At 56.3% G+C, this 16,901-nt stretch carries 13 protein-coding genes; 3 read left to right on the top strand and 10 right to left on the bottom strand.

Annotation, left to right across the window (positions count from 1 at the left end; genetic code table 11):
* Window positions 1–18: 18 nt before the first annotated feature.
* Genes cysH through cysJ form a run of 3 tightly spaced genes read right to left on the bottom strand, consistent with a single transcriptional unit; the run spans window position 19 to window position 4,286 of the window.
* Window positions 19–753 carry a phosphoadenosine phosphosulfate reductase gene (gene cysH, locus LLF79_RS15300; RefSeq protein WP_023344813.1) on the bottom strand — a complete coding sequence of 245 codons (735 nt, stop codon included), beginning with the start codon at window positions 751–753 and terminating at the stop codon, window positions 19–21.
* A gap of 15 nt (window positions 754–768) precedes the next feature.
* Entirely contained in the window at window positions 769–2,481 is a 1,713-nt protein-coding gene (cysI, locus tag LLF79_RS15295) for an assimilatory sulfite reductase (NADPH) hemoprotein subunit (protein WP_023325980.1), read from the bottom strand.
* Window positions 2,481–4,286, bottom strand: a complete 1,806-nt coding sequence (gene cysJ / locus LLF79_RS15290) for an NADPH-dependent assimilatory sulfite reductase flavoprotein subunit (protein ID WP_227879812.1) — start codon at window positions 4,284–4,286, stop codon at window positions 2,481–2,483. The genes cysI and cysJ overlap by 1 nt, the downstream gene beginning before the upstream one ends.
* A gap of 306 nt (window positions 4,287–4,592) precedes the next feature.
* On the opposite strand from cysJ, the gene queD reads away from it, so the two are divergent.
* Window positions 4,593–4,955 carry a 6-carboxytetrahydropterin synthase QueD gene (queD, locus tag LLF79_RS15285; RefSeq protein WP_023294450.1) on the top strand — a complete coding sequence of 121 codons (363 nt, stop codon included), beginning with the start codon at window positions 4,593–4,595 and terminating at the stop codon, window positions 4,953–4,955.
* A gap of 87 nt (window positions 4,956–5,042) precedes the next feature.
* Here queD and queE read toward each other — a convergent pair whose 3' ends face one another.
* From queE to LLF79_RS15270, 3 genes are read right to left on the bottom strand one after another with little or no spacing between them, the layout of a single operon-like run.
* A complete protein-coding gene (gene queE, locus LLF79_RS15280; protein WP_021241905.1) occupies window positions 5,043–5,714 on the bottom strand; it encodes a 7-carboxy-7-deazaguanine synthase QueE in 672 nt (223 codons plus the stop codon).
* A gap of 54 nt (window positions 5,715–5,768) precedes the next feature.
* A complete protein-coding gene (locus tag LLF79_RS15275) occupies window positions 5,769–6,476 on the bottom strand; it encodes an N-acetylmannosamine-6-phosphate 2-epimerase (protein WP_181368231.1) in 708 nt (235 codons plus the stop codon).
* Entirely contained in the window at window positions 6,476–8,035 is a 1,560-nt protein-coding gene (locus tag LLF79_RS15270; RefSeq protein ID WP_023294452.1) for a PTS transporter subunit EIIC, read from the bottom strand. Before LLF79_RS15270 ends, LLF79_RS15275 begins: the two co-directional genes overlap by 1 nt.
* Before the next feature lie 165 nt (window positions 8,036–8,200).
* Here LLF79_RS15270 and LLF79_RS15265 point away from each other — a divergent pair, with 165 nt between their 5' ends.
* Both LLF79_RS15265 and LLF79_RS15260 read left to right on the top strand, forming a co-directional pair.
* The gene (locus LLF79_RS15265; protein WP_227879808.1) at window positions 8,201–9,025 is read left to right on the top strand and encodes a MurR/RpiR family transcriptional regulator; all 825 of its coding nucleotides are present in this window, start codon (window positions 8,201–8,203) and stop codon (window positions 9,023–9,025) included.
* Between the two features lie 358 nt (window positions 9,026–9,383).
* On the top strand, window positions 9,384–10,493 hold the full coding sequence (locus tag LLF79_RS15260; protein WP_008499625.1) for an SDR family oxidoreductase: 1,110 nt from the start codon (window positions 9,384–9,386) through the stop codon (window positions 10,491–10,493).
* A gap of 53 nt (window positions 10,494–10,546) precedes the next feature.
* On the opposite strand, the gene eno is transcribed toward LLF79_RS15260, so the two are convergent.
* From eno to relA, 4 genes are all read right to left on the bottom strand, one after another.
* A complete protein-coding gene (gene eno / locus LLF79_RS15255; protein ID WP_003862715.1) occupies window positions 10,547–11,845 on the bottom strand; it encodes a phosphopyruvate hydratase in 1,299 nt (432 codons plus the stop codon).
* An 82-nt stretch (window positions 11,846–11,927) separates the two neighbouring features.
* The gene (pyrG, locus tag LLF79_RS15250) at window positions 11,928–13,565 is read right to left on the bottom strand and encodes a glutamine hydrolyzing CTP synthase (RefSeq protein WP_008499626.1); all 1,638 of its coding nucleotides are present in this window, start codon (window positions 13,563–13,565) and stop codon (window positions 11,928–11,930) included.
* 223 nt (window positions 13,566–13,788) lie between these two features.
* Entirely contained in the window at window positions 13,789–14,580 is a 792-nt protein-coding gene (gene mazG, locus LLF79_RS15245; protein ID WP_008499627.1) for a nucleoside triphosphate pyrophosphohydrolase, read from the bottom strand.
* A gap of 66 nt (window positions 14,581–14,646) precedes the next feature.
* Window positions 14,647–16,878 carry a GTP diphosphokinase gene (relA, locus tag LLF79_RS15240; RefSeq protein WP_227879806.1) on the bottom strand — a complete coding sequence of 744 codons (2,232 nt, stop codon included), beginning with the start codon at window positions 16,876–16,878 and terminating at the stop codon, window positions 14,647–14,649.
* Window positions 16,879–16,901 lie beyond the last annotated feature (23 nt).

Here is a 16,901-nt window from a genome sequence, read left to right as displayed (position 1 = left end):
CACCGGGCAAAAAGGTTATCACCCTTCGTGCAACCCGCACTCGCGCTTCAGCCCGAAGAATCGCGTCTCTTCTTCCGCCATTCCCGGTTCCCACTTACGCGTGGTGTGGGTATCGCCCACCGACAGATAGCCCTGGTCCCACAGCGGATGGTATTTCAGCCCGTGCTTTTGCAGGTACTGATACACCGTCCGGTTGTCCCAGTCGATAATCGGCAGCACTTTAAAGACCCCGCGCTGCACCGCCAGCACCGGTAAGGTTGCCCGGCTGCCGGACTGCTCGCGGCGCAGGCCCGCGAACCACGTCTGGGCATTAAGCTCTTTCAGCGCCCGGTTCATCGGCTCGACCTTGTTGATCTCATTGTATTTCTCAATGCCCTCAACGCCCTGCTCCCACAGCTTGCCGTAGCGCGCCTCCTGCCAGGCCGCGCTTTCCGTCGCGCGGTAGACCTTGAGGTTCAGCCTGAGCTTGTCCGTCAGCTCGTCAATAAACTGGTAGGTCTCCGGGAACAGGTAGCCGGTATCGGTGAGGATCACCGGAATGTCCGGACGGATCTGATTCACCAGATGCAGGCTGACCGCCGCCTGAATACCAAAGCTCGACGAGAGCACATACTCTCCCGGCAGGTTTTCCAGGGCCCACGCCACGCGCCCTTCGGCGTCCAGCTTTTCAAGGTGGGCATTGGTTTCTGCCAGCGCCAGAATGCGTTCGACTTTTGGCAGGTCATTAAGGGCGTTTAGATCGAGTTCGGACATAGTTACCTCTCGTGGTTACTCCCAGAAATCCCTGGCGGGATCGAGCACCGGGCGAATGATGCCCGCACGCACCGTAAAGTCACCGAAGCCTTCACCCGCTTCGCGCTCTTTCGCCCAGCGCCCGACAAGCTCGTCGATGGAATCAAGAATTTCCGGCTCGGTGATGTTCTCGCGGAACATACGCGGAATGCGCGTGCCGATACGGTTACCGCCCAGGTGCAGGTTGTAGCGCCCCGGCGCTTTCCCCACCAGCCCCAGTTCGGCCAGCATCGCGCGACCGCAGCCGTTCGGGCAGCCCGTCACGCGCATAACAATATGCTCGTCCGGAATGCCGTGTTTTTCCAGAATCGCTTCTACCTTGTCAGTGAATGACGGCAGGAAACGTTCCGCTTCCGCCATCGCCAGCGGACAGGTCGGGAACGACACGCAGGCCATTGAGTTTTCACGCTGCGGTTTGACCGCATCCATTAACCCGTGATCGCGCGCCAGCTTCTCGATCTTCGCCTTTTGGCTTTCCGGCACGCCGGCAATGATCAGGTTCTGGTTAGCGGTAATGCGGAACTCGCCCTTATGGATCTTCGCAATTTCCAGCAGACCGGTTTTCAGCGGACGCCCCGGATAATCTAGAATACGGCCGTTTTCGATAAACAGCGTCAGGTGCCATTTATTATCGATACCCTTCACCCAGCCAATGCGATCGCCGCGACCGGTGAATTCGTAAGGGCGGATCGGCTCAAACTTGATGCCCGCGCGACGCTCCACTTCCGCTTTGAACGTCTCGACGCCCACGCGCTCCAGGGTGTATTTGGTTTTCGCGTTTTTACGGTCGGTACGGTTACCCCAGTCGCGCTGGGTCGTCACCACCGCTTCCGCCACGGCCAGCGTATGCTCCAGCGGCAGGAAGCCGAACTCGCTGGCGGTACGGGCGTAGGTTTTCTTGTTACCGTGCTCAATGGACAGGCCGCCGCCCACCAGCAGGTTAAAGCCCACCAGCTTGCCGTTTTCGGCAATCGCCACGAAGTTCATGTCGTTGGCGTGCAGGTCGATATCGTTCTGCGGCGGGATCACCACCGTAGTTTTAAACTTACGCGGCAGGTAGGTCTGGCCAAGGATCGGCTCTTCGTCGGTGGTGGCGACTTTTTCCTGATCGAGCCAGATCTCTGCATAGGCGCGCGTGCGCGGCAGCAGGTGCTCGGAGATCTTCTTCGCCCACTCGTACGCTTCGGCATGCAGCTCGGACTCATACGGGTTCGAGGTGCAGAGCACGTTACGGTTCATGTCGTTGGCGGTCGCCAGCGCGTCCAGCCCAACGGAGTGCAGCATCTGATGCACCGGCTTGACGTTCTTCTTCAGAATGCCGTGGAACTGGAAGGTCTGACGGTTAGTCAGACGGATGCTGCCGTAGATCGTGTTTTCACCGGCAAACTTGTCGATCGCCTGCCACTGTTTGGTGGTAATCACCCCACCCGGCAGACGGCAGCGCAGCAGCATCGCATGACGCGGCTCCAGCTTCTGCTCTGCACGCTCGGCGCGGATGTCGCGGTCGTCCTGCTGATACATGCCGTGGAAACGGATCAGCAGGAAGTTATCGCCTTTGAAACCGCCGGTGAGACCGTCATTCAGATCTTCAGCAATGGTGCCACGCAGATAGTTGCTTTCCAGCTTCATGCGCTCGGCGTCTGTCAGTTTACCTTCGACCACCAGTGGCCCTGGATGTTTTTCGCTCATTAGTAGACATCTCGCTGATAACGGCGCTCAACGCGCAGCTCACTTAAAAATTCATCCGCCGCTTCGGCATCCATACCGCCGAATTCGGCAATCACTTCCAGCAAAGTCTGCTCAACGTCTTTCGCCATGCGATTGGCGTCGCCGCAGACATAAATGTGGGCACCGTCATTGATCCAGCGCCACAGCTCTGCGCCCTGTTCGCGCAGTTTGTCTTGTACGTATACTTTTTCTTTCTGGTCGCGGGACCAGGCCAGATCGATGCGGGTCAGTACGCCTTCTTTCACATAGCGCTGCCACTCCACCTGGTAGAGGAAATCTTCCGTAAAGTGCGGGTTGCCGAAGAACAGCCAGTTTTTACCCGGTGCGCCATCCGCCGCACGCTGCTGCATGAAGGCGCGGAACGGCGCAATGCCGGTGCCCGGGCCAATCATGATGACCGGTGTTTCCGGGTTTGCCGGCAGGCGGAAGTTGTCGTTGTGCTCGATAAAGACGCGCACTTCGCCCTCTTCTTCCACGCGGTCTGCCAGGAAGCCCGATGCCCCACCCGTACGGGCGCGACCTTCGATGTCGTAGCGCACCACGCCGACGGTGATATGCACTTCGCTCTCCACCTCGGCCTGAGACGAGGCAATGGAGTACAGGCGTGGGGTCAGCGGACGCAGCAGGCCGATCAGCGCATCGGCATCCAGCTGAGCCGGAGAGAAGCGCACCATATCGACAATCGGCGTCGTCGCGGCGTAATGCTGCAGCTTCGCCTTGTCGCCCACCAGCGGCAGTAGGGATTCGCTGCGCGTTAAGGTGGCATAATTTTCGACGATATTCGGGGTATTCACCGTCAGCTCAAAATGCCACTGCAACGCTTCAGAAAGCGGCTGCGTTTTGCCGTCAACGGTGACGGGCTCGTCGCCTTTCAGCCACAGCAGATCAACCAGCTCTTTCACCAGCGCCGGATCGTTCTGATACCAGACGCCCAGCGCATCGCCAGGCTGATAGCGCAGGCCCGAGTCGCCCAGATCGATTTCGATATGGCGCACATCTTTTTCGGAATCGCGGCCGGTAATTTTCTGGTTCACCGACAGGCTCGCCGCCAGCGGCGCCTCTTTGGTGTACGGGCTGGTGTGGATGTCGTTAACAGCACCCGTCGCGGTGAACGCGGCCTGCGTCGACGTCTCTTTCGGCACGCGCGCTTTTAGCACGTCAACGATGCGGACACGCCATTCGGCGGCGGCGGCCTGGTATTCGACATCCGCGTCAACGCGGTCCAGCAGGCGCTCTGCGCCCAGCTCCGCCAGCCTGCTGTCGAAGTCTTTGCCGGACTGGCAGAAGAATTCATAGGAGGTATCGCCCAGGCCAAAGACGGCAAACGCCGTGCCATCCAGCTTCGGCGCTTTTTTCGAGAACAGGAACTTATGCAGCGCCACCGCTTCTTCTGCGGGTTCACCTTCACCCTGCGTAGAAGCCACCACCACCAGCAGTTTTTCTGACGCGATTTGCTTAAATTTATAATCCCCGGCGTTGACCAGGTTCACGTTCAGCCTGGCGGCCAGCAGGTCGTCACGCAGCGCTTCGGCCACGCGGCGGGCGTTACCCGTCTGCGAGGCGGAAATCAGGGTAATGGCCGGAATTTCTACGGCCGTGGCCGGTGCACCCGCCACAGCGCCAGGCTGCTGATTAAGCATTCCCCAGAAATAACCGGAGACCCAGGCAAGCTGAGTGGGAGAAAAATCAGAGGTGGCAGCCTGAAGGCGCGCCAGTTGCTCCGGGTTCAGGGGAAGCAAATTTGAAGGTGGGGCCTGTGTTGTCATGCGTCGTTATGTTCCAGTAGCCAAGCGGACTTTAAGCGAATAAATCCAAACTGAAGATAAGGTTAACGGCGAGGATAATAACAATTAAAGAAGGGATGGAAATAATAAATAACCAAATGGACTAACCTGTTTTGGTTGTCATGCTTAGCGATAAAACCGATTAAATAATTATTTGAAATATAAGAAGAAATAGCGATAAACACCCCGTATACGAGGCGGTTGCCGCTCAGAGCCGTTTTAGTTAATGCTAAAAATTGTGCTTTCCGGTACTATGCGGCGGTTTTTTCCGCATTACTGAGAGCGATCATGTCCACCACACTGTTTAAAGATTTCACCTTCGAAGCCGCCCACCACCTTCCGCATGTCCCTGAAGGGCATAAATGTGGCCGTCTGCACGGGCATTCGTTCATGGTGCGTCTTGAGATCACCGGTGAAGTTGATCCGCATACCGGTTGGATCATGGATTTTGCCGAGCTGAAGGCGGCGTTTAAGCCGACCTACGATCGTCTGGATCACTACTACCTGAATGAGATCCCGGGCCTTGAAAACCCGACCAGCGAAGTGCTGGCAAAATGGATTTGGGATCAGATGAAACCGCGGGTACCGCTGCTGAGCGCGGTGATGATCAAAGAGACCTGCACCGCGGGCTGCATCTATCGCGGCGAGTGATGCTTGCCGGGTGGCGGCTTCGCCTTACCCGGCCTACAAAAGCCTCGAAACCCAGGCCCGGTAAGCGCTCGCGCCATCGGGCTTTTTTCAGGCGATATTCAGATACTTATGCGTCTGCATCGACAGGCGCCAGTTGCGCGCAATACAGGTTTCAATGCACAGACGCGTTGCATCGTCTTTCTGGCTGATAGGCTGCAGGGCAATGACCCGCTGCTTTTCGTCCGTCAGCGTGGCCAGCAGTTCATCCAGCGCTTCGATATCACGCACGCGTCCTACCGGGTGCTTAATCTCATCCGCGCGCTCCAGCGCCTGAGACAGCACGTCATACCCGCCGCGCATATTCACTTTTGGCGATACCGTCACCCAGGTGGTGTGCGAGCAGCGCACTTCATGGGTGCCGCTGGTTTCGATCTGGCAGCTGTAGCCGTTCTTTTCGAGCAGCTCGGTCAGCGGCGTCAGATCGTGGATGCAGGGTTCACCGCCGGTGATCACCACGTGACGCGCCGTCCAGCCCTGACGACCAATGATGGCGAGCAGATCCTCAGCACTGCCTGCCCCCCACTTATCGCTCTCTTTGGTTTTCGCCAGAATGCTAAACAGCGACACTTCCCGATCTGCGAGCTTATCCCACGTATGTTTGGTATCACACCAGGCACAGCCAACCGGGCATCCCTGTAAACGAATGAAAATAGCGGGAACGCCGGTAAAGTAACCCTCGCCTTGCAGGGTCTGGAACATCTCGTTAATCGGGTACTGCATAGTCATCTCAGTAAAGGGGATAAACGATAAGTATCGCAGATCCCCGCCGGATGGTCATGCTCCATCGGTGCTTTGCGCGTCAATCGCCGCCATAAACCGTTCGGTAATTTGCTGCGGACGGGTGATCGCGCCGCCGACCACCACCGTATGCGCGCCCAGCGCCAGACACCTGGCCGCACGCTCGGGGGTATCCACGTTGCCTTCGGCAACCACGGGCACCGTCACGGCGGCCAGCACCGCCTTCAGGAAGGCGCAGTCGTTTTCCGGAAGAGAATTGCCCGCCGTTTCCGCCGTGTAGCCGTAAAGCGTGGTGCCGACGCAGTCAAAGCCCAGCGCCTGCGCCGTCACGGCTTCCTCCACGGAGGAGATATCCGCCATCAGCAGCACCGCGGGATAACGTGCGCGGATGCGTGAGACCAGCGTTTCCAGAGATTCTCCGCCGGGACGTGGCCGCGCCGTCGCATCAAGCGCAATGATGTCCGGCGAGACGCTCATGAGCTCATCCACCTCTTTCATTGTCGCGGTGATAAACACCTCGCTTTCGGGATAATCCCGTTTGATGATGCCGATGACCGGCAAAGACACCTGCTGCCTGATGGCCTCGATATCCACCACGCTGTTCGCGCGAATGGCGGCAGCCCCGCCCTGTGCCGCAGCCAGCGCCATGCGCGACATAATAAACGGGCTGTGCAGCGGTTCATTTTCCAGCGCCTGACAGGAGACGACCAGTTTTCCCTTCAGGGTATCCAGTACAGTTTTCATTACGATAAGATCTCTTCCACTTCGTTTTTGATAATCGTGACGTGCGGGCCATAAATGACCTGAACGCCGTTGCCGCGCACGATAACGCCGCGCGCCCCGGTGGCTTTCAGTGCCGACTCATTCACTTTGCTGCCGTCTTTAACCGTGACGCGAAGACGCGTGGCGCAGCAGTCCACCTCGTCCAGATTCTCTTTTCCGCCTAATCCGGCGATCACCGCGGCTGCGCGTTCGTTTTGCGGCAGACTGACCTCATCAGCCATCGCCTCCTTTTCCCGACCTGGCGTCGCGAAATCAAAGCGGTTAATCAGATAGCGGAAGGTAAAGTAGTAAAGGAAGAACCACGGTACGCCGACCAGCGGAACGAACATCCAGTTGGTTTTGGCTTCTCCCTGCAAAATGCCGAACAGCACGAAGTCGATGAAACCGCCGGAGAAGGTTTGCCCGATGGTGATATGCAGCATGTGCGCGAGCATGAATGCCAGCCCGTCAAACAGCGCATGGATGACGTAGAGCACCGGCGCAATAAACAGGAACGAGAATTCGATAGGCTCGGTAATCCCGGTCAGGAACGAGGTTAACGCCGCAGAAAGCAGCAGCCCGGCAACGCGTTTTTTGTTCTCGGGTTTTGCCGTGTGGTACATCGCCAGGCACGCCCCGAGCAGGCCAAACATCATCGTAATAAAGCGCCCGGACATGAAGCGTGACGTGCCCTCATAGAAATGTTGCGTGTTCGGGTCAGCCAGCTGAGCGAAGAAGATCCGCTGCGTGCCTTCCACGAGGTGTCCGTTGACGATTTCACTCCCGCCAAGCGCGGTGGTCCAGAAAGGCAGATAGAAGATGTGGTGCAGACCGAACGGACCCAGCATGCGTAAAATGAAGCCGTACAGCAAAGTACCCAGATAGCCGGTCGCATCCACCAGCCCGCCGAGACCAAAAATCAGCTTCTGGAAATGTGGCCAGACCACGGTCATGAGCGCACCGACGAGTATCGCCGCCAGCGAGCTGATGATAGGAACAAAGCGCGAGCCGCCAAAAAAGCCCAGGAACTGCGGAAGTGCAATCTTGTTAAACCGATGATGGAGCGCGCAGGTTACCAGCCCAATCACCACGCCGCCAAAGACGCCGGTTTCCAGCGTCTGAATACCCAGCGTCATGCCCTGCCCCACCGCACCCGGGTTCTCATGCGCCAGTTTGCCGGTGAGGATCAGCAGCGCGTTGATGGTGGCATTCATCACCAGAAACGCGAGAAGCGCCGCCAGCCCCGCCGTGCCCTTATCGCTTTTTGCCAGCCCGACGGCGACCCCAACCGCAAACAGCACCGAGAGGTTCGCAAACACGATGGATCCTGCGCTGCTCATGATGGTGAAAATGGCCTGCAGCCAGCTCACGTCTAAAAACGGATAGGCCGCCAGCGTGTTGGGATTGGATAGCGCGCCGCCTATCCCCAGCAGCAGACCTGCCGCAGGCAGCACGGCAATCGGCAACATAAAGGATTTGCCAAAGCGCTGCGCTTTTTCAAACCATCCCCCTGAAGAAGCCCCACTGAATATTTGCATCATTTTTTCATCCCCCCATTAATAGATGAAAATTTTTACCATATTAATTTTAGATAGTGAAAATCATCATCAAAAACCAGGACAACGATCATACTTTTTCGAAATGACTGGCATCCTTCCCCCGCTTTCCGCCACACTAGTCGCAGAGAAACGCATTAAGGATCGAGCATGTCAGACCATGAAAACCTGCTGCTGAAGCTACGCCAGGAGGCTTCCGGGTACAGCCCAACACAACAAAAACTCGGTGAGTTTGTTCTCAGCGATCCTGCCCGGGTGCTCTACCTGACGATCACCGAACTGGCGCGCGAGAGCCACACCAGCGAGGCCAGCGTGACGCGTCTTTGCCGCACGCTGGGCTGCAAGGGCTATAACGAATTTAAAATGGCGCTTGCGCTGGATATTCAGCAGGGCCAGCCCGCGCGTCAGGCGGGGGATGAGATTGATAACGTCGTGGATGAGTCGGTGCAGGCTTTGCAGGACACCGCCCGGCTCCTTGACCGCACGCTGCTTGAAAAGGCCGCGCTGGCGCTGCATCAGGCGCAGTCGGTGCAGATTTATGGCGTTGCGGCCAGCGCGATCCTCGGGGAGTATCTGCACTACAAGCTGTTGCGGCTGGGCAAACCCGCACAGCTGTTTAGCGATATGCATCGCGCGGCAATGAATGCGACAACGCTTTCGTCAGAAACCCTGGTGGTGGCTATCTCCAGTTCCGGCTCAACGCGGGATCTACTCCACGTGGTGAAGCTTGCCCGCAAGCGCGGCGCTAAGGTTCTGGCACTCAGCAATACGCCTCGTAGCCCGCTGGCGTCCCTGAGCGACATGCAGCTGGTGGCCGCCAAGCCAGAGGGGCCGCTTAGCGCGGGCGCGCTCAATGCCAAAGTTGGGGTCATGCTGCTGGTCGAACTGCTGACCACGTCCTTGATTGCGCTGGATGGCCGTTACGGCGACGTTAGCCAGCAAACGGCCAGCGCCACGCTTCCTCTGTTACTCTAAAAACCCTTCGCAGGCTAAATAAAATAGCCTGCGCTTAATGTCGCCTGATTTAAGTTAAGTGGTGTTTAAATCATTTATCCGGTAAATGTTTGGTGTAACAAAGTATTATATTTATTACATTTAGAATTAAATTCACCACCCGATAAGCACCACAAAAAGGACTTTAAAATCATCACGTTGAAATATTCATTTTAATAAATTGAATTTTCACCCTGCCTGTAATGTCCAATATCTCCACCTGAATTCCTTTCCTTAAAATAAGCTTAAGATGCTGTCTATTTCGGCGTTTTATTATTTAAATGCCGTTTACTTTTGCACGCCTACAATCCGCCTCATCAATCATAATGAGACGGTATTAATGAAGATGTTAATGATTACAGGTGTGACGGGATTTCTGGGCGGTGCAGTACTGGAAAAAATTCTGACCAGCGATCAATCCGTAAAACTGCTTTTGCTCGCGCGTGCCAGCGATCCGCAGAGCGGGCTGGAGCGCGTGTTGGAGAACATGCGCAAGTTCAACGTTCCTGAGGACAAACTGGCCACTCTGAGCGTGGACAATATCCTCATTGGCGATCTCAGCCAGCCTGAAGCCTTCCTGAACGATCCGCGTCTGGACCAGGTCACGCATGTCGTGAACTGTGCAGCTGTTGCCTCATTTGGTAACAACCCGCTCATCTGGAAGGTCAACGTGGAAGGAACGCTGGCACTGGCGCGCCGCATGGAGCAGGTTTCAACGCTACAACGCTTCCTCCACGTGGGCACGGCAATGTCATGTACGCCGGAGCAGGATTCCCTGGTCGCCGAAAGCGCCGAATTCAGAGAGAATGCTGAACACCTGGTGGAATACACGTTTTCGAAGTCAACCATCGAACAGCTGATGCGCCAGGAATGTCCGAACCTGCCGCTGCTCATCGCGCGTCCGTCCATCGTTGTCGGCCATACCCGCCACGGCTGCACGCCCTCGAGCAGTATTTTCTGGGTCTTCAGCATGGGCCTGATGCTGCAGAAGTTTATGTGCTCGATGGAGGACCGGATCGACGTTGTCCCGGTGGATTATTGCGCCGACGCGCTGTTAATGCTGCTCAACAGCAACGCGCGTCCGGGGGAAGTGGTACACATTTCGGCCGGAGAAGAGAACAGCGTTCGCTTTGCGGATATTGATAATGCGATGGCGCAGGCGCTGGAGAAAGCACCCGTCGGCGATAAGTACGCACAGGTCAGCTACGAAACGCTGGTCAGAATGCGCCGTGAACTGAAAACGATTTTTGGCCCGTGCAACGAACGTCTGATGCTGAGAGCCATGCGGTTATACGGTGCGTTTGCCACGCTTAACGTGCGATTCAGCAACGATAAGCTGCTGAGCATGGGGATGCCGAAGCCACCCCGGTTTACGGATTATATTGCCCGCTGCGTGCAAACCACCCGGGGGCTGACCATTCCGGAGCAAATGGCGGTCGATTTTAAATAGCCAAAAAAAATGCCAGTCATTCGACTGGCATTTTCATGTTAAGGCTTAGGCGATTACGCCTGGCCTTTGATCTCTTTACGACCGTTGTATGGTGCTTTTTCGCCCAGCGCTTCTTCGATACGAATCAGCTGGTTGTATTTAGCAACACGGTCAGAACGGCTCATAGAACCCGTTTTGATCTGGCCAGCAGCGGTACCCACAGCCAGGTCAGCAATGGTCGCGTCTTCAGTTTCGCCAGAACGGTGAGAGATAACCGCGGTGTAGCCAGCGTCTTTCGCCATTTTGATCGCAGCCAGCGTTTCGGTCAGGGAACCGATCTGGTTGAATTTGATCAGGATGGAGTTAACGATGCCTTTCTCGATACCTTCTTTCAGGATCTTGGTGTTGGTTACGAACAGGTCGTCACCCACCAGCTGGATTTTGTCGCCCAGTACTTTAGTCTGGTATGCGAAGCCAGCCCAGTCAGACTCGTCCAGACCGTCTTCGATAGACACGATTGGGTACTGTTTGGTCAGGTCTTCCAGGAAGTGAGTGAACTCTTCGGAGGTGAACGCTTTGTTGCCTTCGCCAGCCAGAACGTATTTACCGTCTTTGTAGAATTCAGATGCTGCACAGTCCATCGCCAGGGTGATGTCTTTGCCCAGCTCGTAGCCCGCTGCTTTTACCGCTTCTGCGATAACAGCCAGTGCTTCTGCGTTAGAACCCAGGTTTGGCGCATAGCCACCTTCGTCACCCACAGCCGTGTTCATACCTTTAGCTTTCAGAACTTTAGCCAGGTTGTGGAACACTTCAGAACCCATACGTACTGCTTCTTTCAGGGATTTCGCGCCAACTGGCTGAATCATGAATTCCTGAATATCAACGTTGTTGTCTGCGTGCTCACCACCGTTGATGATGTTCATCATTGGTACAGGCATGGAGTATTTGCCTGGGGTGCCGTTCAGTTCAGCGATGTGCTCGAACAGTGGCATACCTTTAGCCGCCGCAGCCGCTTTGGCGTTCGCCAGGGAAACGGCCAGGATTGCGTTCGCACCGAAGTTAGATTTGTTTTCAGTACCGTCCAGATCGATCATGATCTTGTCGATGCCAGCCTGATCTTTGGCATCTTTGCCAACGATAGCCTGAGCAATAGGACCGTTAACAGCGCCAACCGCTTTCAGTACGCCTTTGCCCATGAAACGGGATTTGTCGCCATCACGCAGTTCCAGCGCTTCGCGGGAACCGGTAGAAGCACCTGATGGAGCAGCTGCCATACCGACGAAACCACCTTCCAGATGAACTTCGGCTTCAACGGTCGGGTTACCACGGGAGTCGATGATTTCACGACCGATGACTTTAACGATTTTGGACATTAGATTTTCCTCAGTACAAGTTAAACTAAAACTCCAGACAAACAACGCGTACCAAAGGTACGCGTTGCCGTTCTAACTTTTTTTACTTCGCCTGACGCTTCTGGTAGTCGCTGGCGGCCTTCACAAAGCCTGCAAACAGCGGATGCCCGTCACGTGGCGTTGAAGTAAATTCCGGGTGGAACTGGCAGGCGACAAACCACGGATGGTTTGGCACTTCGATGATCTCGACTAACTGATCATCCCCGGAGCGGCCCGCAACACGCAGACCCGCAGCTTCAATTTGTTTCAACAGCATGTTGTTGACTTCATAGCGGTGACGATGGCGCTCGGTGATGACCGGCTCGCCGTACAGCTTGCGAACCACGCTATCGTCAGTCAGCTGGCAGGCCTGTGCGCCGAGACGCATAGTGCCACCCAGATCGCTCTTCTCGGTACGGACTTCGACGTTACCGTCTTCATCACGCCATTCAGTGATAAGCGCCACAACAGGGTACTTACAGTCTGGCACAAATTCCGTAGAGTTCGCGTTTTCCATTCCCGCTACGTTGCGCGCAAATTCGATCAGCGCAACCTGCATACCCAGACAGATGCCGAGGTATGGAATATTGTTTTCACGCGCATAACGCGCGGTGGCGATCTTGCCTTCTACACCACGGTAGCCGAAGCCGCCAGGGATAAGGATAGCATCCAGATCTTTCAGGATTTCAACGCCACGCGTTTCAACATCCTGCGAATCAATCAGCTTGATGTTCACGGAGACACGGTTCTTCAGACCACCGTGTTTCAGCGCTTCGATCACGGACTTATAGGCATCCGGCAGCTCAATGTACTTGCCGACCATACCGATAGTCACTTCGCCTGCCGGGTTGGCTTCTTCGTAAATAACCTGTTCCCATTCAGACAGGTTAGCTTCCGGACAGTTCAAGCTGAATCGTTTACAAATATAATCGTCCAGACCCTGTGATTTCAACAGGCCCGGGATTTTATAAATGGAATCGACATCTTTCATTGAAATAACGGCTTTTTCAGGCACGTTACAGAACAATGCAATTTTCGCACGTTCGTTCGCCGGAATGGCGCGATCGGAACGGCAAACCAGGATGTCAGGCTGAATACCAATAGAGAGCAGCTCTTTAACAGAGTGCTGGGTCGGTTTGGTTTTCACTTCACCTGCCGCCGCCATGTAAGGCACCAGCGTCAGGTGCATGAACAGCGCGTGTTCACGACCAATGTCTACCGCCAGCTGACGAATCGCTTCGAGGAACGGCAGGGATTCGATATCACCCACGGTACCACCGATTTCAACCAGCACAACGTCATGCCCTTCGCCACCGGCAAGGACACGCTCTTTGATGGCGTTAGTGATGTGTGGGATAACCTGCACGGTCGCGCCCAGATAGTCACCACGTCGCTCTTTACGCAGAACGTCAGAGTAGATGCGGCCAGTCGTGAAGTTATTACGACGGGTCATTTTGGTACGAATGAAACGCTCGTAGTGGCCAAGATCCAGATCGGTTTCAGCGCCGTCTTCAGTAACGAACACTTCCCCGTGTTGGGTTGGGCTCATGGTGCCAGGATCGACGTTGATGTACGGATCCAGTTTCATCATGGTCACATTGAGGCCACGGGCTTCAAGAATGGCTGCGAGGGAGGCTGCGGCAATGCCTTTACCCAGAGAGGATACGACCCCGCCGGTCACAAAAATATAGTTCGTTGTCATGCTGAACCTGAGAAGTTAGGGTGAAACGATGGAATAACCAGGACGGGAAAGTAGTATACCCGAACACGGCGAGCGCCACAAACTTTCATTCTCCGTCTCCATTCCAGGCCATGACAAACATAAGGAGTGAGAAAATAGCCCCTTTTGGGTAAATGTTTTTGACGCAAATCAAGCGCTTGTCATTTAAAAAATCACACAAATTGCGCTTGATCGCAAAATTTCGTTAGAGATCAGATTCCTGGCGCTTTACTTCCTGCCAGACTTCTTCCATCGCGTCGAGGTCAATACCGCTCATTTCCAGGCCTCGCGAGGCGACAATCCGCTCCACTTCGCGAAAGCGGCGTTCGAACTTAAGGTTGGCTTTTTGCAGCGCCGTTTCCGCTTTTACACCCAGGTGGCGAGAAAGGTTGACGGTCGCAAACAGCAGATCGCCCATCTCTTCCTCAAGCTTTGCTTCATCCACCACCGCCTGCTGCGCTTCGTGCATCACCTCGTCAATCTCTTCGTGCACTTTATCCAGCACCGGGCCGAGGGAGGTCCAGTCAAACCCCACGGCGGAGCAGCGTTTCTGGATTTTGTGCGCGCGCATCAGCGCGGGCAGGCTCAGCGGAATGTCGTCCAGCGCGGAGTGCTGGGATTTTTCTGCCCGCTCGGCGCTTTTGATCTGCTCCCAGCGGGCCAGGACTTCGGTGCTGGTTCCTGCGGTAGCGTCACCGAAAATATGGGGATGGCGGCGCTCAAGCTTGTCGCTGATGGCAGCGCAGATATCGTCAAAGTTAAAGCGCCCTTCTTCCTGCGCCATCTGCGCGTAGAACACAACCTGGAAAAGCAGATCGCCCAGCTCGCCGCGCAGGTCGTCAAAATCTTCACGGGAAATGGCGTCCAGCACCTCGTAGGTCTCTTCAAGGGTGTACGGGGCGATGGTGGCGAAAGTCTGCTCTTTGTCCCACGGGCAGCCGTTTTCCGGGTCGCGCAGGCGTTTCATGATGCCGAGCAGGCGGTCGATTTGAGTCATAGTTCTGTCCTGAAGAAAAAATGCCGGGTGGCGGCGTTGCCTTACCCGGCCTACGGAAGAGGATGTTTAGCCGCCGTGCAGACGACGCGCGTCAATCACATCCGGCACCTGGTTCAGCTTGCCGAGCACGCGGCCCAGCACCTGCAGGTTATAGATTTCGATGGTCATATCGATGGTGGCAAGCTGCTCGCGGGTATCGCTGCGGCTGGCGACGCCCAGCACGTTGACCTTCTCGTTGGCGAGAATGGTCGTGATGTCGCGCAGCAGGCCGCTGCGGTCGTTGGCAGTGACGCGCACCACCAGCGAGTAGCCGGCGGAGTAGCTCTCGCCCCAGACCGCTTCCACGATGCGCTCCGGCGCATGGGACTGCAGCTCGGCAAGCTGGTCGCAGTCGGAACGGTGAATCGAAATTCCGCGCCCCTGGGTGATAAAGCCAACGATATCGTCGCCTGGGATTGGCTGACAGCAGCGGGCAATGTGGTGCATCAGGTTACCGACACCTTCGACCACCACGCGGCCGTTGTCTTTGCTGCGCTGCTGCGGCGCGTAGGTTTTCTGCTGCAGCTGCTTCAGCGCCGCCGCGTCCTGCTCTTCCGCGCTTGGCTTATTGAACTGCGCCTGCAGGAAGTTCACCATCTGATTCAGACGAATATCACCGCCGCCAATCGCCGCTAACAGCTCATCAAGCTCGTTGAAGTTGTAGCGCGGCAGCAGGAATTTCTCCGCCTCTTTCAGGCTGATCCCGATATGCTCCAGCTCGTCGTCAAGGATCTGGCGACCGGCAAGGATATTCTTGTCTCGATCCTGTTTACGGAACCAGGCGTGAATCTTCGAGCGCCCGCGGCTGGTGGTGACATACCCCAGGTTCGGGTTAAGCCAGTCCCGGCTCGGGTTCGGCTGCTTCTGGGTAATGATTTCAATCTGGTCGCCCATCTGCAGCTGATAGGTGAACGGTACGATACGCCCGCCAATTTTCGCCCCGATGCAGCGGTGCCCCACATCGCTATGGATGTGGTAGGCAAAATCGAGCGGCGTAGAGCCGGCCGGCAGGTCGACAACGTCCCCTTTCGGGGTAAAGACGTAGACGCGATCGTCAAAGACCTGGCTGCGCACTTCGTCGAGCATCTCGCCGGAATCGGCCATCTCTTCCTGCCACGCAATCAGCTTACGCAGCCAGGCAATGCGGTCTTCGTGGCCTGAACGCGCCCCGCCGGACGTGCCTTCTTTGTATTTCCAGTGCGCGGCAACGCCCAGCTCGGCGTCCTCGTGCATCTGTTTGGTGCGGATCTGAATCTCGACCGTTTTACCGCCAGGGCCAAGCACCACGGTATGGATTGACTGATAGCCGTTCGGTTTGGGGTTGGCGACATAGTCGTCAAACTCATCGGGCAGATGGCGGAAGTGCGTGTGCACTATCCCCAGCGCGGCGTAGCAGTCCTGCAGACGCTCCGCCACGATACGCACGGCGCGCACGTCAAACAGCTCGTCAAAGGCGAGGTGTTTCTTCTGCATCTTGCGCCAGATGCTGTAGATGTGCTTTGGTCGACCGTAGACTTCAGCGCGCACGTTCTCTTCTTTCATCGCCTGGCGCAGGCCGCCGACAAACTCCTCGATATAATGCTCGCGGTCGATGCGGCGCTCGTGCAGGAGTTTGGCAATCCGTTTGTATTCCGCCGGGTGCAGATAGCGGAAGCAGTAATCTTCCAGCTCCCATTTCAGCTGACCAATCCCTAAGCGGTTCGCCAGCGGCGCATAGATGTTTGTACACTCTTTGGCGGCCAGCACGCGCTCGTCTTCCGGCGCATCCTTCACCTCTCGCAGGTGGGCAATACGCTCGGCCAGCTTGATGACCACGCAGCGGAAATCATCCACCATGGCCAGCAGCATCCGGCGAACGTTATCGACCTGCTCTGAGGAGACGGAATCCGTATGCGCGGCTTTGAGCTGACGAATGGCTGCCATATCGCGCACACCGTGGATCAGCGCGACGACGGATTTTCCGACGCTGTCGCGCAGCACGTCTTCGCTGACCACGTCCGCATCCGCGAGGGGGAAGAGCAGCGCGGCCTGCAGCGTTTCGATGTCCATGTTCAGCATGGACAGGATTTCAACCATCTCCACGCCGCGCCACAGGAGAAGATCGGCGTCGGGAAGCCCCTGCGTGGTGCGCAGACAATAGGCCCAGGTTTCGGTTAAGCGTTCACACGACTGCTGGCTGGAAATTCCCAGACTTGCGATCCATTTTTGTGGGTCAAACTCCCCAGCTTTATTGAGATGTGCACTTCTTACCGCAACCATTGTCCTCTCCTTTAGGGACCAGG

Origin of the sequence: Enterobacter cloacae complex sp. 2021EL-01169 (genome assembly GCF_020733125.1) — a bacterium.
GTDB lineage: Bacteria > Pseudomonadota > Gammaproteobacteria > Enterobacterales > Enterobacteriaceae > Enterobacter > Enterobacter roggenkampii.
The sequence above is the reverse complement of the archived record's forward strand: the minus strand, read 5'-3'. Positions and strand labels throughout refer to the sequence as shown.